At 60.1% G+C, this 23,567-nt stretch carries 18 protein-coding genes and 1 tRNA gene; 5 read left to right on the forward strand and 14 right to left on the reverse strand.

Going from position 1 to position 23,567, the window contains the following annotated elements; translation table 11 throughout:
- Positions 1-135: 135 nt before the first annotated feature.
- Positions 136-1,209, forward strand: a complete 1,074-nt coding sequence (locus tag DW821_RS06475) for a hypothetical protein (protein ID WP_147325191.1) — start codon at positions 136-138, stop codon at positions 1,207-1,209.
- On the opposite strand, the gene DW821_RS06480 is transcribed toward DW821_RS06475, so the two are convergent.
- The 6 genes from DW821_RS06480 to pheS all read right to left on the reverse strand — a co-directional run bounded on the left by DW821_RS06480 (position 1,206) and on the right by pheS (position 8,750).
- Positions 1,206-2,054: a hypothetical protein gene (locus tag DW821_RS06480; RefSeq protein WP_055250557.1), complete on the reverse strand. Its 849-nt coding sequence runs from the start codon at positions 2,052-2,054 to the stop codon at positions 1,206-1,208. The genes DW821_RS06475 and DW821_RS06480 overlap by 4 nt on opposite strands.
- A gap of 80 nt (positions 2,055-2,134) precedes the next feature.
- Positions 2,135-2,905 carry an energy-coupling factor ABC transporter ATP-binding protein gene (locus DW821_RS06485; RefSeq protein ID WP_118066138.1) on the reverse strand — a complete coding sequence of 257 codons (771 nt, stop codon included), beginning with the start codon at positions 2,903-2,905 and terminating at the stop codon, positions 2,135-2,137.
- A gap of 44 nt (positions 2,906-2,949) precedes the next feature.
- Positions 2,950-3,786, reverse strand: coding sequence for an energy-coupling factor transporter transmembrane protein EcfT (locus DW821_RS06490; RefSeq protein ID WP_118066140.1), 837 nt, complete (start codon positions 3,784-3,786; stop codon positions 2,950-2,952).
- Positions 3,764-4,849, reverse strand: coding sequence for a cobalt transporter CbiM (gene cbiM / locus DW821_RS06495; protein WP_118066142.1), 1,086 nt, complete (start codon positions 4,847-4,849; stop codon positions 3,764-3,766). Before cbiM ends, DW821_RS06490 begins: the two co-directional genes overlap by 23 nt.
- Positions 4,850-5,174: 325 nt before the next feature.
- Positions 5,175-7,628: a phenylalanine--tRNA ligase subunit beta gene (gene pheT, locus DW821_RS06500; RefSeq protein WP_118066144.1), complete on the reverse strand. Its 2,454-nt coding sequence runs from the start codon at positions 7,626-7,628 to the stop codon at positions 5,175-5,177.
- A gap of 45 nt (positions 7,629-7,673) precedes the next feature.
- Positions 7,674-8,750 carry a phenylalanine--tRNA ligase subunit alpha gene (pheS, locus tag DW821_RS06505; RefSeq protein WP_055250566.1) on the reverse strand — a complete coding sequence of 359 codons (1,077 nt, stop codon included), beginning with the start codon at positions 8,748-8,750 and terminating at the stop codon, positions 7,674-7,676.
- A 504-nt stretch (positions 8,751-9,254) separates the two neighbouring features.
- Here pheS and DW821_RS06510 point away from each other — a divergent pair.
- On the forward strand, positions 9,255-10,829 hold the full coding sequence (locus tag DW821_RS06510) for a carboxypeptidase M32 (protein ID WP_118066146.1): 1,575 nt from the start codon (positions 9,255-9,257) through the stop codon (positions 10,827-10,829).
- Positions 10,830-11,021: 192 nt separating this feature from the next.
- On the opposite strand, the gene glmM is transcribed toward DW821_RS06510, so the two are convergent.
- From glmM to DW821_RS06525, 3 genes are all read right to left on the reverse strand, one after another.
- Positions 11,022-12,353, reverse strand: a complete 1,332-nt coding sequence (gene glmM / locus DW821_RS06515; protein WP_117716606.1) for a phosphoglucosamine mutase — start codon at positions 12,351-12,353, stop codon at positions 11,022-11,024.
- Between the two features lie 83 nt (positions 12,354-12,436).
- Positions 12,437-14,749, reverse strand: a complete 2,313-nt coding sequence (locus DW821_RS06520) for a DUF4012 domain-containing protein (RefSeq protein WP_117716605.1) — start codon at positions 14,747-14,749, stop codon at positions 12,437-12,439.
- Between the two features lie 143 nt (positions 14,750-14,892).
- Entirely contained in the window at positions 14,893-15,915 is a 1,023-nt protein-coding gene (locus tag DW821_RS06525; RefSeq protein WP_199584305.1) for a DMT family transporter, read from the reverse strand.
- Positions 15,916-16,204: 289 nt separating this feature from the next.
- On the opposite strand from DW821_RS06525, the gene DW821_RS06530 reads away from it, so the two are divergent.
- Positions 16,205-16,279: transfer RNA gene (locus tag DW821_RS06530), tRNA-Val, on the forward strand.
- Positions 16,280-16,614: 335 nt separating this feature from the next.
- The gene (locus tag DW821_RS06535; RefSeq protein WP_118066148.1) at positions 16,615-17,301 is read left to right on the forward strand and encodes a DUF5710 domain-containing protein; all 687 of its coding nucleotides are present in this window, start codon (positions 16,615-16,617) and stop codon (positions 17,299-17,301) included.
- A gap of 319 nt (positions 17,302-17,620) precedes the next feature.
- Here DW821_RS06535 and DW821_RS06545 read toward each other — a convergent pair whose 3' ends face one another.
- On the reverse strand, positions 17,621-18,190 hold the full coding sequence (locus tag DW821_RS06545) for a hypothetical protein (RefSeq protein ID WP_117806024.1): 570 nt from the start codon (positions 18,188-18,190) through the stop codon (positions 17,621-17,623).
- An 11-nt stretch (positions 18,191-18,201) separates the two neighbouring features.
- Here DW821_RS06545 and DW821_RS06550 point away from each other — a divergent pair, with 11 nt between their 5' ends.
- A complete protein-coding gene (locus DW821_RS06550) occupies positions 18,202-18,693 on the forward strand; it encodes a hypothetical protein (protein WP_117816991.1) in 492 nt (163 codons plus the stop codon).
- 100 nt (positions 18,694-18,793) lie between these two features.
- On the opposite strand, the gene DW821_RS06555 is transcribed toward DW821_RS06550, so the two are convergent.
- From DW821_RS06555 to DW821_RS06570, 4 genes are all read right to left on the reverse strand, one after another.
- A complete protein-coding gene (locus DW821_RS06555) occupies positions 18,794-20,260 on the reverse strand; it encodes an ATP-binding protein (RefSeq protein ID WP_118066150.1) in 1,467 nt (488 codons plus the stop codon).
- 429 nt (positions 20,261-20,689) lie between these two features.
- Positions 20,690-21,538: a PTS system mannose/fructose/sorbose family transporter subunit IID gene (locus DW821_RS06560; protein WP_187364968.1), complete on the reverse strand. Its 849-nt coding sequence runs from the start codon at positions 21,536-21,538 to the stop codon at positions 20,690-20,692.
- Positions 21,538-22,311 (reverse strand): PTS sugar transporter subunit IIC, encoded by a 774-nt coding sequence (locus DW821_RS06565; RefSeq protein WP_118066152.1) that lies wholly within the window; start codon positions 22,309-22,311, stop codon positions 21,538-21,540. The genes DW821_RS06560 and DW821_RS06565 overlap by 1 nt, the downstream gene beginning before the upstream one ends.
- Before the next feature lie 81 nt (positions 22,312-22,392).
- Complete coding sequence (locus DW821_RS06570; RefSeq protein WP_118066154.1) at positions 22,393-23,427, reverse strand: SIS domain-containing protein; 1,035 nt, start codon at positions 23,425-23,427, stop codon at positions 22,393-22,395.
- Positions 23,428-23,567 lie beyond the last annotated feature (140 nt).

Here is a 23,567-nt window from a genome sequence, read left to right on the forward strand (position 1 = left end):
TTTTTTCGCAACAAAATGCCTGATAAACTGGCCTCAAAAGCCAGGTCTGCTCACAGGGTTCAGATTTTGCCGCATACTTCCGAATTGACGCTGGCATCGCACGGTCCAAAAGCACATTTCGACCAGGAGGATATCATGGACCTGACGCTATGCGGTCAATCCGCTTTTTACTATCACTGTATCCCGCCGCAGGTATTAGGGCTTTACCCCGCCATTAGCCTTGGCAATATGGATCGCAGATGTTGCGGCCTCGGAAGTCATGCAGTTGTAAAAGACCTACTTCACGCACCGCTTCACAGGTTTGTATTCACTCGAGCACAATCCGGGTCGCGAAGCCTGTTTAAATCGCACCTCCTGACCCAAGAGCCGCCTCCCGGGTCGTTTAGGCAAACTGAACATGGATTTGATGTCACGTCGCCCGAGTTTACGCTGCTCAGCCTTGCTACGCAGGTCTCACGCAACCAGCTACTCATGGCTTGCTACGAGATGTGCGGCTCCTTTGCAGTGTTTAAGCCCTGCGAGCGAACGCAACAACATCTTGATGAAGCTATTTCGCTTAAGCTCATTCCACCCAACTGCTGCTGGGAGCGTGTTGTCGACACCAAGGGCAATGACACCAATTTGTGGAAGCGCCCGCCGCTCCTCAGCGCGGCGGATATCGCCGCGTTCGCCAAGCAGGCTGCAGGCCTGCGCGGCGTTAAACAACTGCGCTGGGCGGCCGAGCACATGACGGGGCAGACCGCCTCGCCCTTCGAAGTACAGGCCTCTATGCTTGTCTCGCTCCCCCGCAACGAGGGCGGCATGGGCATCAACATCGCAAACAACGTGCGCATCCCACTCAGCGACGCCGCGCGCTCACTGTATGACAAAACCTGCTGCTACGCCGATATCCTCATAGAGAGCAACACCGACAGCATGGGCGTCATCTTGGAATGCCAAGGCCGCTCCGCCCACGATGGCGAAGCCGCAAGTCTCTCCGATGCCGAGCGCACCACCGCCCTCACAAGCATGGGCTATGACGTTATCCAGATAACCTATGAGCAAATCAAAGACACGAAGAGCTTTAACAACATCGCCGAACTCATCCATAAAAAGGCAGGGCTCCCCTACATCCCAAAGACCGATCAGAAACGCACCACCGAAGATGCCCTGCGGCGGGAGCTATTGGTCGATTGGGATGAGCTGTTCGCCGTCAAGCCGGCCGGCTAGCAGCTAGCGATCAGGGGGACTGCGGGAACGTCAGAAGCAGCAACGCGAGCCGCAAATCCCGCCTCGGTCAGCTCGATGACCTCGGTAAACGTTGCATCGAAAAACTCCTCGGTTAGCAGGCGATACGGCGGATGATCGGGCTCGCCGGGGTTTTCGCGTACAATCTCGTGCATGACGCCGATAGTCTTGAGCACATATTCTTTATGGATGGGATACTGCCCAAAACGCGTCGCAGCGGTATAGAGGCGATCGGTCGCACGCGGAATGGAAACGATGCCCAGCGTCTTGCCAAACCAGTCAAAATCGCCCTGCTTTTTAATGCGGAATTCCTCGCACGGCTTGCCGCCGTGTGCTTCCAGATACTGGTTCACACGCGTGTTCCATACCGTGTCGGCCACCAGATGCGACCAGACGCCCAGCGTTAAATCGAGCAGCGACTGCGCCACATCTTCGGACGCAAGCGAGAACTCACAGGCGCCGGGACCGACAACCGGCTCGGCATCCCTGTAGCGCTGAGGATAGTGCACGCGGTTCAGTCGCTCGCGCTCCTCGACAATCGAGGTAGCCTCAGCAGGTTCGCCCGCGGGTGCGCCTTTAAGCAGCGGCGTCACATAGGTATCCCAGAACTCGTGCTCGCGTGGTTTGGGGATAGGCTCGGGCTTAGCAAAGTGCGTGATGCGGTACGGGATGGGATCGGCAATGCCGGGAACCATGTAGCCCACAAAGATGTCCGGAACCACGCAGCCAAACAAAAAGGCATTGCGGTCGCGCACGCTATCGGCAAGCACGCTAGCACGTGTCAGCAAGCGCTCCGTTTGAGCGATATGAATGTTCCAGCTTGGCATAGCAACCCCCATAAAAAACCTGGATAACTATACCATCACGGCAAAGCCGCGCGGGCGGCTACGCATCCTCTACGCAGCAACTATTCCGCAGCACCGCTCTCGGTTCCATACGACGGCGAAGGCGCCTCGACCACATGGTGATATCGATCGATATAGATGGCGCGGGCACCCAGGCGCCGCACCAAATCTTGATGATGCGTGCTCATCAAGACCGTCTTGCCGGCAGCAACATAGGCCAGTAGAAAGTTGACCACGATGTCGCATGAATCCTCGTCGAGCCCATTGGTAGGCTCGTCGAGGACCAAGATATCCGGGTTCATCGACACGACGGCAGCCAGCGCCACGCGCTTCTTTTGACCGCCCGAGAGCTGATAGGGCGAGGCATCGACCAGGTCGGCAACTTGAAACAGTTCCATGGCATCGCATACGCGGCGCTCGAGCTCGTCTGCCGGCAGCCCCATTTGAGCCGGTCCAAAAGCGACCTCCTCACCAACCGTGGCGCAGAACAGCTGGGCATCGGCGTTTTGAAATACGAAGCCTACACGCTGGTGGAACTTCTGGGCGGCAGTAGAATCCTTCAGATACGCCGCATCGACCACGCGTCCGTCAAACAGGTATGCGCCGGCATCCGCGAGCTCAAGGCCGTTGATAAGGCGCATGATCGTCGTCTTGCCGCAGCCGTTGGGCCCGAGTAGAGCAACGAGCTCGCCGCGATCGACCTGCAGTGACACGCTGTCGACAACTGTATGCCCCGCATAGGAAAACGCCACGTCGCGAAACTCGATGAGCGGCGTGACCTCAGCGCCGACAACACCGCTCGCACCCATCGCGCCATTTGTATCGTTTGCCAAAACGTCGCCCTTCCCTACTCACATCGACGGCTAGACCACCCGCGCTACAGTACCGCACACAACACAGCGAACAACGCCACAACGGCCGTATAAGCGGCATCGCGCCAGCCAAACCCGGCGCGCGCGGGCGCCGGATACGCACCGGCAAAGCCGCGGCAAAGCATAGCCTCGTCCATCGCGCGGCTGCATTCCATCGCCTTGATAAACGTCATGCCCATGATACCCGAGACCGAGTCGGTGCGCGAAAACCCCTCAGGCGCGGAACCGACGCTGCGCAGCATGACCGATTCGCACAGATCGTGCGCCGTGCGTCCCAGCACCTCGATGTGTTTGAGCGCCATATCAAACGTAAAGATAACTTCGTCGGGTAGATGCAGCATCTTGAGCGCCGCCGACATGCGGCTCCAGGTGAGCGTCCATGAAACGCCCAGCACCAGCGACACGTTTATGAACGTCTTGAGCGCGATCTTGAGCATGGCGCCCGTGGCAGACGCGCCCAGCAGCAGGGCGGGCAGTGCCAGAACCACGGCAAGCCCCGCGGCTGCAAGTGCCGGCACAAAGGTCGCACGCAGTCCGCGCGCGGGGCGCACCGCGACCAGTACCAACGAAATCGCCGCCATCAGCATCAGGTACAGTGGGCTTTGCGTCAGGCACACGCACAGAACGCAGACGAACATCCCCACCAGGCGCACCGGAGCCGAAACGCAAGAAAGGGCGCGGTCGACCATCGACCCGCCCTCGTGCGCGCCTCCACCCAGGCGAACCCGCTCAAGCAGGCTCGCCAGGTGCAGGACATTCTTTTGCATCACGCGATGCCGAGCCCCCGCAGGCTCGTAACGCTGCTCGACCGCAAGCCAGCTAGGCAGCTCGGCTATTGCCATGAGCACCGCTTTCCTTGACCGTCAGCGAGACCAGGCGGAATGCGATGGAGAGCACCGCCACGCCAATCACGCCCGAAAGAATATACATCGCGGCCTGGCCGGCAAAGCCAAGGCCCTGCTCCTCGGAATAGGCCTGCAGATAATCGCCCGTGGGCAGGGCATCGGCAAAGGTCGGGGTATCGAGGCCGACTGAAGCCTGCAGGCTGTCGTCGCCAGCCTCCTGAACGGCGGTCGCGGCGCCCTCGGCGTCCCACTCACCCCAGGCGTCACCCGTGGCCAGCAGGCCCAGCGGCGTGGCCACGACGAGCACGGCAACCAGGATGAGCGTGGGGACCAGCGAGGTCTTCTTGGCAGCAGCGCCCTCGGCAGCGAGCTGGCCATCGACGGCCTCGGGCCCGACGATAATGCTCGGCGCCGTCTTCTTAATGAAACCGTAGATGGCGGCCGTCGCCACGCCCTCGATCACGCCGGCAACCAGCATATGCGGGATCAACATGGCCGGAATAGCCACGGACAGCGGGAAGGGGCAGTACAGCGGCGCGCCCGAAGCGTTGATAAAGAGCATCGGCTGAATACCAAACTCGATTGCCGCGCACAGGGCCGCCAGGCACAGGCCGACCCAACCGCTCACGATGGCAGAAACCGAGGTGCCCCAGCTCTTGTCGTGCAGACGGCTGTTGAGCGCACGGAACACGATAGCAGCGACGAACGGCAGCACAAAGGCCATGTTAAAGCAGTTGGCGCCAAACGACAGAACGCCGCCATCGCCAAACAGCAGCGCCTGCAGGGCCAGCGCGACCGAGACAGCGATAGCCGCGGCCTCGGGGCCCAGCAGCAGCGCGATGAGTGCGCCGCCGACGGCGTGGCCTGTGGTGCCGCCGGGCAGCGGAACGTTGAACATCATGAGCAAGAAAGAGAATGCGGCGCAGATGCCCAGAAAAGCCATGTGCTCGCGATCGAGCGTGGCGCGCACCTTCTTGATGCAGTGGACCCACACGGGCACCATCGCGACCGCCATGACGGCATCGGTCTGCGGGGACAGGTAGTTGTCTGGAATGTGCATGAGCCCTCTCAATCAGAACGTTGCGTGTTACGTTTCCAACAATCCGTAACACCGACTCAGCATACTAACAAAAAGGCGCACCGCCCACAACGCAGCACGTCCTTGCAATACGTACGTTATTAACCCAGGTCCACGCACCGCCCAATAAAGGGCCGATGCACTCCCAACTTTCCGGTCACCCGGAAGAAGGTGCGGTCCGCTCGCAACAAGGTTAACGCAGGAACCCGCCCCCGAGAGGGGTTTTCTAAGGCAACATCCCGCAGCCGCGAAGCGGCGAGGACGTTGCCGTGAAAACCCCGCAGGGGCGGGTTCCGAACAGCAAAGATTACGAGCGGACCTCGCCGTTTACGCTCTTGCACACCTTGGTGACGATCTTCTGGTGCGCCTTCTCGACCTCTTCGCTGGTGAGCGTGTGGTCGTCGGAGCGATACGTAAGCGCGAAGGCCATGGACTTCTTGCCCGCACCGATGCGGATGGGATCGCGGTAGACGTCGAACAGGCGCACGCCCTCGAGCAGCTTGCCTCCGGCACTCGTAATACGACGCTCAAGATCCTCGCAGGTCACAGTGTTGTCGACCACGATAGCGAGGTCGTGCTCAACGGCCGGGTACTGCGAGAACTCACGGTAGTTCTCCTGGTTGCGGGCGCCCTTGATCAGTTTGTCCAGGTCGAGCTCAAAGGCGACGACGACCTCGTCAATGCCCATAGCCTCGCGCGCCTCGGGGTGGATCTCGCCAACCCAGCCCAGCACGGTACCGCCCGAGAGCACCTCGGCAGCACGACCCGGCTGCAGGAAGGCATAGCTCTCGCCCTCGACGGGACGGAAGCGAACCTTCTCGATGCGCAGCTGGGCGAGCAGCTCCTCGACAATACCCTTGCCAAAGAAGAAGCGCAGCTTGCGGTACTTCATGTTCCAGGACTGCTCGCTCCACTGGCCCGAGAGCACACCCGCCACGGACTTGGTCTCCTTGGGCAGGCTGGCGTTCTCGCGACCGTGGAACAGGCTGCCGACCTCGTACAGGTGCACGTTGGGCGTGCCGTGGGCCTCGTTATAGGCCACGGATTGCAGCAGGCCCGGCAGCAGCGAACGACGCATCTCGGTCTGCTCGGCTACCAGTGGATTCATGAGCACCACGGGGCAACCGCGGCCCTCGGTGGACATGCCGATCTTCTCCAGGTCGCCCGGGGCGGCAAAGCCAAAGGTCGTGGTCTCGTTGAGGCCGCAAGCGCGCAGGATCTCGCCGACCTTGCGGGTGAGCTTCTGCTCGCGGGTCAGACCGCCGATGTGGTTCTTGGCAGCCGGGATGGTCGCCGTCACACGGCCCATGCCCCACAGGCGCAGGACCTCCTCGATCAGGTCAATCTCGCGCGGCAGGTCGGGACGGAAGCTCGGCGGGGTGACCATAAAGTCCTCGCCCTCGCGCTCGACGGTGCAGCCCAGACGGGTGAGCGAACGCTCGATAAAGTCGGGCTCGATGTCGGCACCGCAGATGGCGTGCACGCGGGCTAGGCGCAGCTTAATGCTGTCGATGGTCTTGGGCGCGGGGAACACGTCCACATAGCCGGGAGCAACCTCGCCGCCGGCAATCTCCTCGATGAGCGCGCAGGCCACGTTGGCCACATCCACGCAGCCGGTCTCGTCGACCTGACGCTCAAAGCGGATGGAGGCGTCGGAGATCAGCGACAGATCGCGGCTGGTGTGCGAGGTGCGACCGGCGTTGAAGCAGGCGCTCTCGACCATCACGTCGACGGTGTCGTCCTCGATCTCGGAATCCATGCCGCCCATAACGCCGGCCAACGCCACGGGGCGCTCGCCGTCGGTGATGAGGCCCATGCCGGCGTCGAGCGTGCGCTCCTCGCCGTCGAGGGTCGTAAACTTCTCGTCCTGCTGGGCAGCGCGAACCACCACGCGACGCCTGCCCTCGCGCTCGGCAAAGGTTGACAGATCAAAGGCGTGCAGCGGCTGACCGGTGAGCATCATCACATAGTTGGTGATGTCGACGATGTTGTTGTGCGGGCGCACGCCCAGGGCGTTGAGGCGCTTGACCATCCAGTCGGGCGACGGGCCGACCTTCACGTTGCGCACGATGCGAGCGACATAGCGGTCGCACAGGCCCTCGTCGGCAATCTCAACGGAAAGCTCGTCATCGGTCGCGCGGCCGGTCTCGGCCTTGATGGCAGGCAGCTCAACGTGGAAATCGCGGTCGAAGATGGCACCGGTCTCGCGGGCCATGCCGATCATGGACAGGCAATCGGGACGGTTGGGCGTGATCTCGCAGTCGAGCACGGTGTCGCTCGAGCCCACGTACTCGGCAAACGGCATGCCGCAGGGCGTATCCTCGGGCAGGATCATGATGCCGGAGTGGTCGCCGCCCAGGCCAAGCTCGCGCGCGGAGCAGTTCATGCCCATGGACACGACGCCGCGAAGCTTGCTCTTCTTGATCTTGACGTCGCCGGGCAGAACTGCGCCGATCATGGCCGTGACGATGTGGTCGCCGGCCTCGAAGTTCTGCGCGCCGCAGACGATCTGCAGCGGGGCGGGGTTGCCGTCGGCGTCGAGGTTCTTGTCGCCCACGTCGACCGAGCACACATACATGTGGTCGCTATCGGGGTGCGGGGTCTTGGTGAGTACCTTGGCGGTCACCACGTGGTCAAAAGACTCGCCCACGGTGTCGATCGCCTCGACCTCGGTGCCGGTACGGATATATTCGTCCGAAAGGGTCTTGGGATCCTCCGGAATATCGATCATGGTCTTGAGCCAGTCGTAAGAAACTCTCACTTGATTACTCCTTATGAGAAAGAAATGCTTGCTAGAACGGGTGATTTAGAACTGATTCAGGAATCTCATATCGCCCGTCATGAGAGTTCGCAGGTCGGGCAGGTCGTAGCGCAGGGCCGCGACGCGCTCGGCGCCAATGCCAAAGGCGAAGCCGGTGTACTTCTCGGGGTCGATGCCGCAGTTGATCAGGACGTTGGGGTCGACCATGCCGCAGCCCAGGATCTCGATCCAGCCGCTGTGCTTGCAGAAGTTGCAGCCCTTGCCGCCGCACACGTGGCAGCTCACGTCCACCTCGCAGCTGGGCTCGGTGAAGGGGAAGAAGTGCGGGCGGTAACGCGTCTTGCGATCCTCGCCAAACATGCACTTAACAAAGTAGTCGAGCGTGCCCTTCAGGTCGCCAAAGGTGATGCCCTCGTCGACGACCAGGCCCTCGATCTGGTTGAACTGCGGCAGGTGGCAGGCATCGGCCGTGTCGGGACGGTAGACGGTGCCCGGGCAGATCATGTAGATGGGCGGCTTCTGCGACTCCATAGTGTGGATCTGCACGCCCGAAGTCTGGGTGCGCAGCAGCACGTCGGACTCGCCGTGGGCGTGAGCCTCGGGGTGCGCGACGCTGCCGGGGTTGTTGTCGACCACGTAGAAGGTATCGCGGGCCGAGCGGCTCGGGTGATCCATGGGAGCGTTGAGCGCGGTGAAGTTGTAGTAAGAGGTGTCGACCATGGGGCCGGACTCGACGGTGTAGCCGATGCCGCAGAAGATGTCCTCGGCCTCCTCGATGATTTGCTTGATCAGGTGCTGGTGGCCGATCTGCGGACGGATGCCCGGCAGCGTGATGTCGACGGCGTCGTGCTCGAGTGCACGCTTGAGGGCGGCGGCCTTCATCTCGGTGTTTCGCTCGTCGAGCATGCCCTCGATCAGCTGGCGCATCTCGTTGGCTCGCTTGCCCATCACGGGACGATCCTCGGGGGCGAGCTTGCCCATCATGCGCATCAAGCCGGTGATACGACCCTTGCGACCGAGCAGCTCAACACGCGCAGCCTCGAGCTTGGCGGCGTCATCGGCGCCTGCGACGAGCTCCTTGGCCTCTTCCTCGAGTTTGACCAGATCATCAATCAGACTCATGTCTTCCCTTTCGTCTCTCGCGCATCCACTTGCCGCGGCGGCTGGAGCCACCCGGAGCTGCGGATGTGCGGCCCGGTTCGGTAACAAAAAAACCGCCCTCGGGCATGTGCATTGCCCAAGGACGGTTGAATTCCGCGGTACCACCTTGTTTGACCCGGCGGATGTCTGGCCCGCCGCGCCCACTCTGTGCCCCTTGTCGCGAGGCTCACGGCTTCCCTACTGGGGCTTCGCCGCCGCTGGCCGCGTGCCCGTTGAGGTCGCTGCTCGGGAGTGAACGCTTGGCCCTTGTCACCGCAGGAAGGCTCGCAGCCCATGACCTTCCCTCTCTTGCCGGCGACGCGGCGGGCAAAACCCTCTCCGTCAACGCATTGGGCTATAGGATAACACATTCTGCGTGTGCATCGCCGCGTTCCGTTTTGTTCGCACTGGGTACAAGGCAGGTAGCTGTGCAAACTGGCCGCGCGCCCACCCGAAGCGCTCGGCTCACGAGATCAAGGATATGGTATGGGAAAGAAACTCGATAAGAAGGCCGAGCCTGCAGCGGGCAAGACATCCAAAGGCATGAAGGTCGATAAGGCCGTCAAAAAATTCCGCAAGCTCGAAGGCAAGCTGTGGACTCGTGAGTACCTGCTCAAGATTGCCGAGTTTGACGGCGCGACCATTGCCCCCGCCAACGGCGCAGCAGCGCGTGCCGACGCCATGGGCACGCTTGCCGGCGAGCATCACAAGCTGCTGACCAGCGAGAAGTCCGTTGAGCTCGTACGCTCGTTAGCGCGCGAGACCGTCGCCGGCGGCAAAATCGACGACCCTCAGCTGCTCGACGAGATCCGTGTGCTCGGCCGCGATCAACGTGAGGCCAGTGCCATCCCCACCGAGGAGGCCGAGGCCTGGACCAGGCTCACCTGCGAGGCCGACGCCGTGTGGCACAAGGCCAAGGCGGCCAACGACTGGGCGAGCTTTGAGCCCTATGTGGATAGAATCGTCGCCCAACTTAAGCATCAGGCCGAGCTCATGGACCCCAAGCGCGACCCCTACGATGTGTGGCTCGACCAGTACGAGCGCGGCCTTTCCGCCCAGAGCTTCGGCGCGTTTTGTGACGAGGTCAAGGCCACGGTCGTGCCGCTTGTGCATGCCATTGGCGAGCGCGGCCAGCAGCCCGCTGCCGACTTCTTGCACGCCCGTGTGCCCGAGGCCGCCCAGCGCGCCATGAGCTTCGACCTCATGAAACTCGTCGGCCTGAACCTGGACGACACCACGCTTGCCTTTACCGAGCACCCGTTTAGCGAGGGCTTCTCGGTAGGCGACGCGCGCATCGCCACGCACATCTACGAGGACGACTGCATCTCCAACGTCTACAGCATCATCCACGAGGCGGGACACGCCATGTACGAGCTGGGCGTCAATCCTGCCTATGCGCGCACCTGTCTTGAGGGTGGCACCTCCATGGGCATCCACGAGAGCCAGAGCCGCTTCTTCGAGAACACCGTGGGTCGCAGCCGCGCTTTTATGGGCCCGTTGCTCGAGGTGCTGCGCCGCCACGCACCCGAGGTCTACGGCGACGTCGACGAGGACACACTCTACCGCGCCGTGAACATCGCGCAGCCGTCGTTGATCCGTACCGAGGCCGACGAGCTCACCTATCCGCTGCACGTTATGGTGCGCTACGAGATCGAGCGCATGCTGTTTGCCGGCGAGGCCACGGCCAAGGACATCCCCGCGCTTTGGAATCGCTTTATGAACGAGTACCTGGGCATTCCCGTTCCCGACGACACGCGCGGCTGCCTGCAGGATACGCACTGGAGCGGCGGCTCGTTTGGCTACTTCCCCACGTATGCGCTGGGTAGCGCCTACGACGCCATGTTTGTGCCGGCCATGTGCCGCGACGGTGTCGACCTCAATGGCGCCTGTGCGAGCGGCGATCTGGCACCCGTCCGCGCGTGGCTGGGCGAGCACATTTGGCAGTGGGGCCGCGCCAAGGACGCACCGGAGCTCATCAAGGGCGCTTGCGGCATGGCCTTTGATTCCCGCTACTACTGCAGCTACCTGCAGGACAAGTTCACCACGCTGTACGAGCTTTAAAGCTTAGACAACACACAACGCAAAGGGGCGCCGCAGGATCTATCCCGCGGCGCCCCCCTAGTCATTGGGGACGTTCTTTAATGACTAGTCGTTTAAGAACGTCCCCCATGACTACTTGAAATTGAACGTCAGATTGCCGCTTAGGGTCGTTTGCAGCGTCGAGCGGTTACGCGGTTTGGTAAAACCGCGTAACTACAGAGCTTCCAGGGCGTTGGCGATGCGCTTCATGGCGGCGTCGGCGGCTGCCTGGTCGGGGGCTTCGGCGAGCACGCGAATCACCGACTCGGTTCCGCTCTTGCGTACGAGCACGCGGCCCTCGCCTGCCAGCGCAGCCTCGGCCTCGGCGATGGCGTTCTGCACGCCCATGTTCTCGAGCGCGGCGTCCTTGTCCGCCACGCGCACGGCAACCTGCGCCTGCGGCAGCAGCTTGCACGGGGCCGTGAGCTGCGAGAGCGTCTCGCGCTCGGCACGAATCACTTCCATCACGCGCAGCGAGGTCATAATGCCGTCGCCCGTGCGCTCGATATCGCCAAAGATCGTATGGCCCGTCTGCTCGCCACCCAGGCTGTAGCCGCCCTCGCGCATCTTGGCATACACGTGACGGTCGCCCACGCCGCTGGTCACGGCACTCAGGCCGGCAAGCTCCAGCGACTTGATCAGGCCAAAGTTGCTGGCGATCGTCGGCACCACGGTACCGCCCGAAAGGCGACCGTGCTTGTTCAGGTACACGCCGCACACGTACAGGATCTGGTCGCCGTCGACCACGCGACCGCGCTCGTCCACGGCTAGGCAGCGGTCGGCATCGCCGTCATAGGCAAAGCCCACGTCCAGGCCCTGCTCCACCACATGGCGCTGCAGGCGCTCCATATGCGTGGAGCCGCAGTCCACATTGATGTTAAAGCCATCGGGCGCGGCATTGATCACGCGCACGTCGGCACCGAGCGCGTCAAACACCGGCTTGGCCACCGAGGAAGCCGAGCCGTTGGCGCAGTCGAGACCGATCTTGACGCCCTGCAGCGAAAAGTTCGCACTTGCAATGAGCGAAGCAATGTAGCGGTTGCGGCCCTGCATGTAGTCCACCGTGGCACCGATGTGGTTGCCCGTGGCCAGCGGAACTTCGCTCTTGCCATCGATGTAGTCCTCGATGAGCTCCAGCACGTCCTCGTCCATCTTAAAACCGTCGCTGTTGACGAGCTTAATGCCGTTATCGCAAAACGGGTTGTGGCTCGCGCTGATCATGATGCCGCAATCGAAACAGCCTTCCACGGTCTGATGCGCTACACCCGGCGTGGGGATCACGTGCAGCATATAGGCGTCCGCACCGCTCGCGACCAGGCCACTCACCAGCGCCGCCTCGAACATATAACTCGAGCGACGCGTGTCCTTACCCACGATGACGCGCGCCTTGCGCTCGCGGTTGGCGCCGTAATACCAGCCCACAAAACGGCCAATCTTATAAGCGTGCTCTACCGTCAGCCCAACGTTAGCCTCACCGCGAAAGCCGTCGGTGCCAAAGTACTTCATGCGCTCTCCTTACAAAATAGGGGCGAACAGATTGCCTGTCCGCCCCAAAATGGTACTCGATTATCTGCGCAACCAGAAAAACCCTACGCCGACGCGCTGTCGCGAGCCGCCTGGCATGTAGGAGTCTGACGCAGCGTAAGCGGCTTGTCCCCCGCCTCGGCCGACGTGGTCAGCGTATACGTGATCGTCGTCGTCTCGCCAGCATGCAGGTCAACGGTGCCCGAATAGAAGGGGATTCCATGCCACGCAGCGGCGCCAAGACCAAACTGGGTGCCCTCGACGGTCAGATCAGTAATGTTGCCGCCCGTCGGGGCAAACAACGAGACATTCAGACGCTCGTCGTCACGCGCGGCATCGGGTGCGCTCGCCGCGACGTAGTCGGGCAGCTTGCCTGCCTCCTCCTGCGTCATGATGTTCGTCAGGGTAACGGTGATGCGATACGAGCACGTGCCGTCACCGTTCTTGACGCCCTGGCCAATCTGCGTATCGGCGTTCAGGTACCAGTCGAGCTTGGAGAAGCTCAGGTTGTTAAAGTAAACGCCGGCAACAGGATCGGCACTCGGATCATCTGGATCGGGCAGCGAAGCGTCAATGCCCGTCTCTTTGATGGCATTCTGCTCATCATCGTTTTTCATCCACGCGATCAGGCGTCCCTCTTCGGCACCGCGCTCAACGGCGCTGACAAGCTTCGTAACATCGACATCGCCGATACCGCCAAGGATCTTGTCGAAGGCAGCGCTGGCGACGGATGCAAAGATGCCGTCCGACTCCTCGACCGGATAGTTCCAGTACACATCGTGCATGAGGACCTTTGCGGCGTTGGTGCCGTCGACAACCGTTCCGTCGGGCAGCGACACATTACCGACCAGGCCCAGCAGATACTGCAGGAACACCGGGTCGATACCCACGACGCCGTCAACGTCCTGGCCATATTGAGATTTCCACAGGGCTGCGACACGCTGCGAGTTGCGGGGCCAATCGGGCGAATACGCGTTACCAGAGTTGTACAGGTTACTGTGGTCACCAAACAGTGTCTCGTCCTCTTCGTCGACGCTCTCAACCGCCTCGTCTTTGCCAAGCGCAATACATGGGACAAAGTCACCGATCGACATCTGGCCATCGGTAACTGAAATCAGGCCCTGCGAACCGCCAAAGCCGCCGCAGGCACGAATCTCGACGTTGTTCATGGCGTACACAAGGTAGTTGCGCGTCTGGCCGTTGGCGCCGAGCATCTGGGGAAGGACGGGGGCGACCTTCTCCGCCGCGTCAACCGCGCCATTGAGGGTGGCAAAGCCGTCCTTGGCCTTATCGACCAGCTCGGTCACCTGGGAAATATGAGTATCGCCAATGCCCTGGATCTTCTCGTTGGCGCTCTTGAACACCTTCGAGCTATCGGAGAGCGAATCGGCGACCGCCTGCAACGCAGACACGTTGATGGTCCCATCCTGGAACAGCTTGCCGGGCGTGGCCTGCGAAAGGTTATCGGCCATGGGAACCAGCGCGTTGCTCGAGACATCGGACAGGGCGTCGATCATGGTGCGGGCCGCATTGATGTCGCTGCCATACACCGGGATAAACGAAGCCGCCGTCCACAGCGGGCTCGAGGTCTCCGCCTTCATGCTGTCGCAGAGCTCATCGATCTTCTTCGCGTCGTCAGGCAGCGTCGAAAAATCGCCCGACGTGACCTTGTCCTTAAGGCCACCGACGATCTCGACAGCCTCCTTCGCTTCGCTCTTTACGGTCTTTGCCGAGTTAAGCAGCATAAAGCCGCTTGCGCCAAGCACAACGAGAAGCACCGCGACTACAGCGGCAATAATGGCGCCAGTGTGACGCTTTTTGCGCTCGCCCTTGCGATGGCGATGACGGACCAGACCGTCAGAGGTCGAACTCGACGAAGCGTCGCTACCGTAGTTCAAGCCAAAATCGTAATAATCTTCCTTGGAACCCGAGCCCGCAAACTGGGCACCGCTATCATCCAGGCGGGCGAACGTGCCGGTCTCGGAGGCGCCGGTGTAAATCGTGCCAAGGTTACCCGTAAGCCCCGCGCCACCGGCAGAGGGGGTATTGTTGGCTGCCTTGCCGGCATTAACGTTGCCGGCGGCATTCGCGGCGTTGGCGGCACTTGCGTTGTTCGCAGGTACCGAAGGAGCCCCGCTCGGCTGCGACGTGGAGGTCGCACCGCCCGCAAAGACATTCCCTCTTGCACGGCCGGTCTTTTTTGCCTTTTGAGACTGCTCGTACAGAGCGGTAAACATCGCCGTCTCGCCCGGGGACACGCGCTTACCGGAACCGCCCTGCCCAGCGCCGCCCGGCGTGCCGGCCTTACCAGCCCCGTTCGGACGCGGCGGAACTGCAGGACGGCCGCTATCGCTGCCCTTAAAGTGATTACCAGCCATAAAGAAATCCTCGCAATTGAGTCGCAATGAAAAAGTCCATAACGTTACTAGTTTATGGCATTTTGAGCATCGACAGCTAAACTCCAGACACGGACATCAATTGGCGAAAATGTGGCACAGCACCTTTTCCGTCTTGGCGCCAGCTACACCGTGAGGAACACCATCGCGATAATCATGGCAAAGCCCGCCAGGTCGGTGGGCAAAAACACCGTTCCCAGCATAACGGCGCTGGTGATGGTCGCCGAAACCGGCTCCACAGTTCCGATGAGGCTCGCACGCACCGAGCCGATGTCCTTAACGCCCTGCATATAGAGCATGTAAGCAAAAAACGAGCCGATAACCACGAACACCGCGAGCTCCTCGACGCCGGCAGCGTCGAGCGCCGGCATATGCGCCCAGGGCTGCACGAAGACACACGAGACCACGCCCGCCGTGAGCATTGCCGAGCCCGTGACGATGGGGCTGCCGTATTCGGGCAGGATCTTGGCGGGAATCACCGCCATGCATGTAGCGCTGACCGCACACATGAGACCCGCGATCAGACCGAGCGGCGAGATATTCAGGCTGGTGGGGTCGCCACCGGTGGCGATTAAAAAGGTTCCACCCAGAGCCAAGCCAATGCCGATGACTTCGCGAGTACGCGGCATGCGGCGATCGGTCACGCAGGTGTAGCCCATGATGATAACGAGCTGCAGGCACTGGAGCACCGTCGCGGTTCCGGCGTTCGTCAGGCGCACGGCCGATAGATAGCAAAACTGGTTGAACAGCAGGCCAAAGGCGGTAAAGAGCAGCAGCTGCTTGCGATCGGCGGGTGTGGTCCAGAGCTTAACCAGGCGCTCGCGGTCGCGCGTAACAACCACGGCCATAAAGAGTAGACCGGCGAGAATCTGACGCACGCTCATAAGCCACAAGGTGTCGACGTGGTAGGTTTCGAACAGAAAGCTCGCGCTGGTGCCCGAGAAGCCCCAAAACGAACCGCCCACCAGCGTAGCCAAGACGCCCGTGATCATCTTGCGCGTCGAAGCGTTGTTCAGGCGGTCGCGCCATGCGCGACGGGTGTTGCGGCTGAGCTCATCGGTGCCCTCGGGCACATCAATGTTCGATATATCGGTCATCGGCACCGAAGCCCCTGCGCCTTCGACCTGCTCGACACGCTCTTTGCTCATTCCATTCCCTCGAAGCAGCCTGGAAACAATTCGGCTTACCTTACCACGGCGAAGGCACCAGCCGAAGGCTTGTCCGCTTATCGGTAGGACAATTCCGCAGACGTCTTTCCATAGCTCGATACCGCAATGGCCTTGCATTATGCGACAGTCAAATCGCGGCAGCAGGCTCTTTTGAAATGGATATGACAAAGCCCCCGAATTCCACAATGTAAGCGATTTTTAAAAATGTTCTTGCCACCGAGTTCAGGCTCCGTTATATTATCCCTTGCGCGCTTGCGCACCCTTGATCGGGCGTTTAGCTCAGGGGGAGAGCGCTTCCCTGACACGGAAGAGGTCAGAAGTTCAAATCTTCTAACGCCCACCAAATGTTCGCAGCTCAGAGGCTATGTCCTCTGAGCTGTTTTGTTTTATGTCGCTAAATCCGCTGGCAGTTCCAACCGTCATCGCAACGTAACATCAATTCACCTGACGAATGGCAGCCAAATATATTCAATACCCCAACATCAACAATAGCCAGGCACAAAACTGCGCCGCAAGCTGCTCCAACCGCCCAACTGGTCAAAAGCCGACCATCTACTTGCCAATTAATCTAACGGCGTAACCAAGCAGTCCGCGCCGCAACTTCTCAACAAAACGCCGCGATGTCTGCGCCCTGCGGTATCCTTGAGCCACTCGCACCTGCAGCACCAAGGAGCCGCCATGCGCACCGAGCTCGATGTCCCCTTTTCGCACAAAGAAGAAGCCAAGGCGCTGGGCGCCAAATGGGACCGGACCAAGAAGATCTGGTATGTACCCAGCGGCGTCAACCCCGAGCCTTTTGCCGAGTGGCTGCCCGGTGTTGACCGATCCGACCCCTCAGCGCCGTATATATATCTAGTACTGGGCAAGCGCGAGTGCTGGAAGTGTCACAAAGAGACCTCGGTCGCGGCCTTCGGCATTCCCTATCGAACCGATGACGACAAGGGCATCGCCATCGCGCACGCGCCCAACGAAGCCGGGCACATTACCATCGACACGGCCAACGCCAACGCACTCGCCATCGTGCCCGCTCTTGGCTGCGTGCCGGGCGAGATCCGCGACTATCTTTCTAAGCGCTGCGGCTACAAGCCCGTAGGCGCGCGAGCCTCCAAAGCCCCGTCGCTCGGCAACACGTGCACCAGTTGCGACGCGCTGCAAGGCAGCCGCTATCTGTTCGAGGAGCCCTCGTCCCCGTTTGCCCTCACTGCCATCAACAAGCTGCCGACACTGGAGTTTGTACGCGTCGAAGTTGCCGGCGTCTTTGGCGTCCCGGCCACGCGCACCGACTTTGACCAGGCGCTCTTTACCTGGGCACGCGACCATCACGCCAAGTTCCACAAGCAGCTCGGTGAGGGGATTTATTTATAGGGACAGAGATGCCTTCACAGCCAGCTCCTCCGCATCACCTATCCCTCGTCGCCGGCGTCGTACACGATATCGAGGCCACAAACAGGGCATTTCTCCTGATACACCGGCATATGAACGCCTGTCCGTTTTCTCACTTCGTCGCTAAGTCTGTCGCACGCATCGATGAACCGAATGTCGAGGCACGGTATTTGCGAGCCGCAGCAAGGACAGGCGACGACAAACGACCCGCAATCAACTTCTACGCTCGGAAACATTTTGTTGTCTATAAGGGCGCACGGCAGTTTTCCGTACTTCCCCATCGCAATATCGCCTCGCCAGCTCACGTTCGCTCCCCTCTCGCTATACAAATCAGGAAGAGCATGCACCGGCAGGCGTGTGCGAGATTGCATCGCCACGCGATCCGATCAAACAGCACGATCGTAAAAGACCGCCAAAGCCAAATTTCATCGTCGGTCGCACCCTGTCCGGCAAACTCAATATCGACGGGTATGTGCTTCAGATAACTCATGTCGGGCGCAAAACGAGGGTCCGGTCCGCCTTTATGAACAGGACCGTGCAGAACAAACCATCCGTTTTCGGGCTCGAACCGCTCAACAAACGCAAGGCCGAGCACCTTATAGCCCACCTCGGTTGCAAATATGACTCCGGCTGGGACGTCACATTCCATGCAGTTGAGCATTTTACGGTTGTAATTCTGGTCTCGAAAACCAACGGTACCCGGCGCTTGAACCGAGTACTTAATGACCCACGTACCATCGTCCAAATAGAGCGGAGGCACATTGTTGATGCTCTCGGTTTGCCGCTGGCGCGCTTGTACCCCGCTACCCCACTCCCCTGTATACTGATGTAGCACGTGTTTCATCCGGGCTTGTTGGGCCGGATTGTTCATGGGAGGGTCTTATGGCTGCTTCGAATCCGCCTAAGGGGAGCGTTTCTTCTTCGTCCATCAAGCCGGTTACGCGCAAGGCCGTGCGTTGCCAGCGCGAGGTCGCCTGGCTTGTCACACAGGCGGCGGGCAAACTCGTGGCGAACACGGAAGACGTCAATGCGCCCACACCGAGCTTTGTGCTGGCAGCGGCGCTGGATCGAGTACGCCAGCTGGAACTCGCCGCACAAGAAGACGGCGGCCATCTTGGCTACCAAGACGCTATGGCGCCCGACCTGTTGACCTTTTGTCGCATGACCAAGTTGCCCGCCGCACCCAATGCGCTTTCGGACGCAGGCTACATGTTTACGCTTTCGGGCGCGGACCTTATCCGCGATATCTACGCATACTGCAGCGAGCTCGCCGAGCGCCACGTCTTTGGCACGGCTGAAGTCAAACCGGGAAATGTCATCAAGCTGGTTCTCAGGCTGTTCCTGATGGACGGGTTCGGGGCCATGCCGGCGTAAGCCGAGTCTTTAGCATCACCGTCGACTGGGCAACAACCGCTTTACCTTAGTGGGCGCCAATCGAGGGTCGATTATTGGGTCGCCTCGTCCACTAACGCATTTATTCCACGCGCTCTGACAGTCGATATTTGCGGTTGCGGCTTGTCGACGGCGCCGTGGGCTCAAGCTCGCCTTGAGCAATGAGCGCGTTGACGCGCGACCTAACCTGGGAAATTGTAAGCCCCGTGCGTTTTGCCAGCTCACGCGTCCCCAGCTCGCCGTAGTGTTTGAGTGCCGTCACAATTAAGCCTCCGCCATGATCGACCGGCTCGATCTTTGAACGGTAAAGTACGACCTTGAACCGATCGAACCCCGGGCAGAACAGGGGCTCGGCCAGACCATGCGCGCGCATGGCATCGATCATCATCGGGATGCCCGAGCCATTGCCCTCAGCCGGCGAACCTGCGCCATCCGGAAGCGGGACAATCGACATGAGTTTCACGAGCGTCGCGTTACGGCATCGGGAGCTGCCGTCAAACAAGTTCTCTCGAGTCTTTCCCCCGTAAAGGCCGCCAGGATTCGTCACCTCGACACGATCGTCAAAGACGTCGACGGCGATCGATTGCCCACAGAACCGATCCCCGTATTCCCTGTGGATAACCGCGTTGGCGACTGCCTCGCGCAGGACCTCCTCGGGGATCTCCAGCGAGTCGATACGCGAGACGCCTTGGACGGTCGAGATGCGGCGCAGGTTTTTGGCGACAGCTGCGACGGCATCCGAAATCATCTCGCCTAGGGTGCCCTCGCAGACTGTGCGGTCCATAAACCTTAGTGGCCCCGCAGCTCCCTTTTGAGTTCCCACGTGGACAGCCACATCAATGAAGAGCTTGGGATAGAACTGCTGAGGGTAAACGCCCGCGGCAAGGAGGCCGGCCTTGGTAACATTGCCCTGGAAGTCGAGGAAATTCAGACGCTCCATCTTTGTCTTCTTGTCCGCCGCACCGCGCATCGCTCGAGGCGTCAGCGAATAGGCACGCTCTATCGTGCGGTCGACCATCGACTCGTCGAGATCGCCCACACTCGTGCCGGGCACCGTATCGCGATCGCTAGGACTCGTCCGTTCGTATGACGAAAGCGCCAAAACCTCGGTCGACGAAAGCGGCACGTCTTTGTCATCGATGCGCTTGTAGCTGCCGCCCTGGGCGCCCCGTTCTATTACATAGCAAGGCTTGCTAGACGGGTCGAGCTCCTCGATTGTGATGACGAGAACAACGGTACCCCGAAGCTCCACGCGCTCAATGGTGTATTTGGGCGGATTGGCCAGCTTTCCACGACCGCCGGCATCGCCCATGCCCGCCACGAATTGGTTGAGCACTTTCTCGGTCTCAAAGTTTGTAACTGGGACAAAACCCGCGCGCTCGCTCACTCCGAGTACGATGATGCCGCCGGCGGTGTTTGCGAAAGCGCTGACCGTTTCCCATACGTCGCGGGAAAGCGTCGTGGCGCTCTCCTTTACTTCGACGCTAAAGTCATCCGAACCCATGCGCTTTAAAGACTCGAGCAAACCGGCCAGCTCGTTTTCGTTCATCTGCACGTCCCTTCGCTCGGTCCTGCGGAGAATGCCACAGACGGATTTCCCTCGTCTCTCAGTTATCTCTCGTAATTATCTCTCATCTTTCTATTATCTCTCGTATTAGATACGAGTGAAAGATGAGAGATAAGATATCTCTACCCGCTTCATTAAATCATGTTTTTGCTGGTGGAGCAATCGATATTGAGACAATACCATGGTTGCTTGTCTCTTTGCTGCTGGGCTATCTCTCGTAATTATCTCTCGTCTCTCATTTATCTCTCAGCTTAGAGATGAGTGAGAGACGAGAGATGCGTGAGTGATGCATGAGCCTGGATTTTTGGACGATCGGAAAATCCCTCGAACAAAAAACGGGGCCGGCCTTACGCCGAGCCCCGTTTTCAAACGGTCAGTTAGTTATCGAGCGCGCGAGCATAGCAGTCAACATTACGCCGCTGCGAACACTCCCAAGCCCGTTCCGATGATGCAGATTGCAAAGATGCCCAAGATGATCCAAATGGTCTTGACGCCCTTTTTGTACAGGGCGACGCAGGCAAAGGTTGCCAGCAAGGGCAGCAGACCGGGGAAGATCGAATCGAACAGATCCTGCAGGACAATCTCCGAACCACCCACGTCAAAGGTCAAAGCAGTGGACAGTGAGACCTGTGCCGCAATCATCGCGCCAATGACGGTCATTCCGAGGACACCGGCAGCATGCGTCATGCGAGACATAAGGTTGCTCTCTTCGGACTGCTGCAAAAACTTGGTTCCCAGGTCGTATCCCAGATGGGTGGCGACGATACGCGTTGCAAAGTTAATCACGGAGTAGATGAGCGCGTACACGATGGGGCCGAGCGGGTTGCCCGTCGAAGCGATGCCGATACCAATGCCGGCGGCAACCACGCGGAACGTTCCCCAGTAGAACGAATCGCCAATGCCGGAAAGCGGTCCCATGAGACCAACCTTCATGGCGTTAATCGAGGACGTGTCGAAGTTCTTATCGGCAGCCGCCTGCTCTTCCATCGAAACCGTTAGGCCGGCTACAAACGGAAGCACATGAGGCGTGATGTTAAAGAACTCGGTATGGCGATCGAGCGCCGCATAGTAATCGTCGTCGTTGGGATAGATCTTTCGCAGGGGCTTCTGAATGGTGTACATGAAGCCCATTGCCATCATCTTGTCGTACGACTGCGAGCACTGGCTCGTAAACTGGCGAAGGAACATGCTCCGATACATATCGGGAGTCATAATCGCGTCCTTCTTGGCCTCTTTGAGGTCGGTGTTCTGGATAGCCATTAGAAGTCCTCCTCTTCATCTGCAGCAACCGTCTGCGGACCGGACGAGCCCTCGCGGAAGGCCAGGAGCAGCGCGACGCAAATGGCAGCTGCGGCGACGCCGACCACGTCCATCTTGAGGTAGATGACCATAATGAAGCCCAGGAACAGCCAGGGAAGGAGCCTGTTATCGCCCATGGTCCTGATAAGAAGAGCGAAGCCGATGCAGACCATGACGCCGGACGCAACGTTGAGGCCGTCCATCACAAACTGCGGAATCGCGTTGAGCGCATTGTTGATAAGGTCGGCGCCAAAGAACAGCGAGCCAAACACCAACAGTGCAGACGGAATGCCAATCGACAGCGGCACGATGGTCAGATGGTACAGATTCGCCTTGGCAAGATCGCGATTTGCCAGAGCGGTCTCAATCTTCTTGCAGGCAAAGGCACCCGGAACGGCGTAGCAGAAGTTGCGCCACACCTGAAGGAAGACGGAGACGGGAAGGGCGAGCGCGACGGCAGTTGCCGTGCCCGTACCCGTAATGACGGCAAACGCGCAGCCAAGCACGCCGGAGGCATAGACCTCGGGAGGAACCGCCGCGCCGACCATGATGGCACCCATGAACATGGACTCCAAAGCAGCGCCGACGATAACGCCCTGCTGGACATCGCCAAGGATCAAGCCGACAAACAGGCTCGTAAACAGCGGACGACCAAGCATCGTAATGCCAAATAATTGCTCGTCCATGGACGCAATAAATGCGACCAGTGCAACTAGAAGATACTGGACAACCATTTCGATCAACCCCAGAAACAGGTCTGCAGGCGAGGCATTCTGCGCAGCTCGCCTGCAGACAACCGCAGCAATTTGAGAGGATTAGTAGTTCATCTGGTGGTAGTAGCGACGCGTGGTGAGCGGGTGGTTACGGACGTGCTCGAGATGGCAGCTCAGGCGCTCGGTGATGGTGTAGGTGACCATCGGGGAGACGATCTTGCGGAACTCGGGGTCGCTGAACGGCAGCTCGACCTCGGCGGTGTCAAACTTGTTCACGCGGACGTTGACGCCCTTCTCGTCGGCGAGCATGTGAGTGAAGTTGTCCACGCGGTCCATGAGCTTACGGGTGTCGTCCTCGCCGTAGAGCATGATGAGGCTCGTGCCCTCCTCGCACAGCTCGATGGTGCCGTGGAAGAACTCGGCGGCGTGGATGGACTTGGTCTTGATCCACTGCATCTCCTCGAGGATGCACATGGCGTAGTCGTACGCCTCGCCCCAGAGCATGCCGGAGCCGATCACCATGTGGTAGTCGAGGTCCTTGAAGTCCTCGGCCATGGCGGCGCAGCGCTCGTCCTGGGCGTCCTTGGCCTTGATGAGGAACGGGGCGATGTTGCCGAACTCCTCCATGAAGGTGTCGTACTTGGGGAAGGCGCCGACGTTCTTGAGGAAGCGGGCGACCAGCGTGATCTGGTAGGTGTAGATGGCCTCGCACAGGACGTCGTCCTCGGCGAAGCTGAAGAACTTGTAATCGGCGTACTCGGTTGCCGGGGTGTTGTCGTTGGAGACATACATCAGCGTGCGGGCGCCCTGCTCCTGGCAGAACTTGGCGGCCTCGATGATCTCGGGGGTGGTGCCGGTGCGGGTGGAGAAGACGCAGACCGAGTCCTTGTTGAAGGTCTTGGGCGGGCATGCGAGGAATTCGGCGGCGATCTCGCAGTGGATGTCGACGTCAGCCGTGGTGGTCTCGACCCAGTACTTCATCGGGAGCGTGTGGGCCCAGGTGCCGCCGCAGCCGATGAAGAAGATGTTGGAATAACCCTGCTCGCAGACCTCGTCCACGGCAGCCTCAATCTGAGGACGGAGAGCGAGGGCATCGCTCACAACCTTCTCGTAACGAGGCTCATCGAAATTGAACATCCCTTACTCCTAACTCACTTGGATGAACCCTTCATTCATCCCATGACGTTATAATACTTTATATAACTAACTATGCAAGAACTATTTCAGATTTTTCTGATTTTTCTTTAATAAAAAGCCCGCCGATCAAATGATCGACG

This window comes from Collinsella sp. AM33-4BH (genome assembly GCF_003469205.1).
Lineage (GTDB): Bacteria > Actinomycetota > Coriobacteriia > Coriobacteriales > Coriobacteriaceae > Collinsella.

Bases quoted from the DNA above. Each gene is read 5' to 3' on its own strand.
- DW821_RS06525 (WP_199584305.1), bottom strand. From the start codon at position 15,915: ATGAGCAAAGAGCGTGTCGAGCAGGTCGAAGGCGCAGGGGCTTCGGTG.
- DW821_RS06475 (WP_147325191.1), top strand. From the start codon at position 136: ATGGACCTGACGCTATGCGGTCAATCCGCTTTTTACTATCACTGTATC.
- glmM (WP_117716606.1), bottom strand. From the start codon at position 12,353: ATGAAGTACTTTGGCACCGACGGCTTTCGCGGTGAGGCTAACGTTGGG.
- DW821_RS06490 (WP_118066140.1), bottom strand. From the start codon at position 3,786: ATGGCAATAGCCGAGCTGCCTAGCTGGCTTGCGGTCGAGCAGCGTTAC.
- DW821_RS06560 (WP_187364968.1), bottom strand. From the start codon at position 21,538: ATGGCTATCCAGAACACCGACCTCAAAGAGGCCAAGAAGGACGCGATT.
- pheS (WP_055250566.1), bottom strand. From the start codon at position 8,750: ATGAGTCTGATTGATGATCTGGTCAAACTCGAGGAAGAGGCCAAGGAG.
- DW821_RS06535 (WP_118066148.1), top strand. From the start codon at position 16,615: ATGCGCACCGAGCTCGATGTCCCCTTTTCGCACAAAGAAGAAGCCAAG.
- DW821_RS06555 (WP_118066150.1), bottom strand. From the start codon at position 20,260: ATGAACGAAAACGAGCTGGCCGGTTTGCTCGAGTCTTTAAAGCGCATG.
- DW821_RS06545 (WP_117806024.1), bottom strand. From the start codon at position 18,190: ATGAACAATCCGGCCCAACAAGCCCGGATGAAACACGTGCTACATCAG.
- DW821_RS06520 (WP_117716605.1), bottom strand. From the start codon at position 14,749: ATGGCTGGTAATCACTTTAAGGGCAGCGATAGCGGCCGTCCTGCAGTT.
- DW821_RS06570 (WP_118066154.1), bottom strand. From the start codon at position 23,427: ATGTTCAATTTCGATGAGCCTCGTTACGAGAAGGTTGTGAGCGATGCC.
- DW821_RS06550 (WP_117816991.1), top strand. From the start codon at position 18,202: ATGGCTGCTTCGAATCCGCCTAAGGGGAGCGTTTCTTCTTCGTCCATC.
- cbiM (WP_118066142.1), bottom strand. From the start codon at position 4,849: ATGCACATTCCAGACAACTACCTGTCCCCGCAGACCGATGCCGTCATG.
- DW821_RS06510 (WP_118066146.1), top strand. From the start codon at position 9,255: ATGGGAAAGAAACTCGATAAGAAGGCCGAGCCTGCAGCGGGCAAGACA.
- DW821_RS06480 (WP_055250557.1), bottom strand. From the start codon at position 2,054: ATGCCAAGCTGGAACATTCATATCGCTCAAACGGAGCGCTTGCTGACA.
- DW821_RS06565 (WP_118066152.1), bottom strand. From the start codon at position 22,311: ATGGTTGTCCAGTATCTTCTAGTTGCACTGGTCGCATTTATTGCGTCC.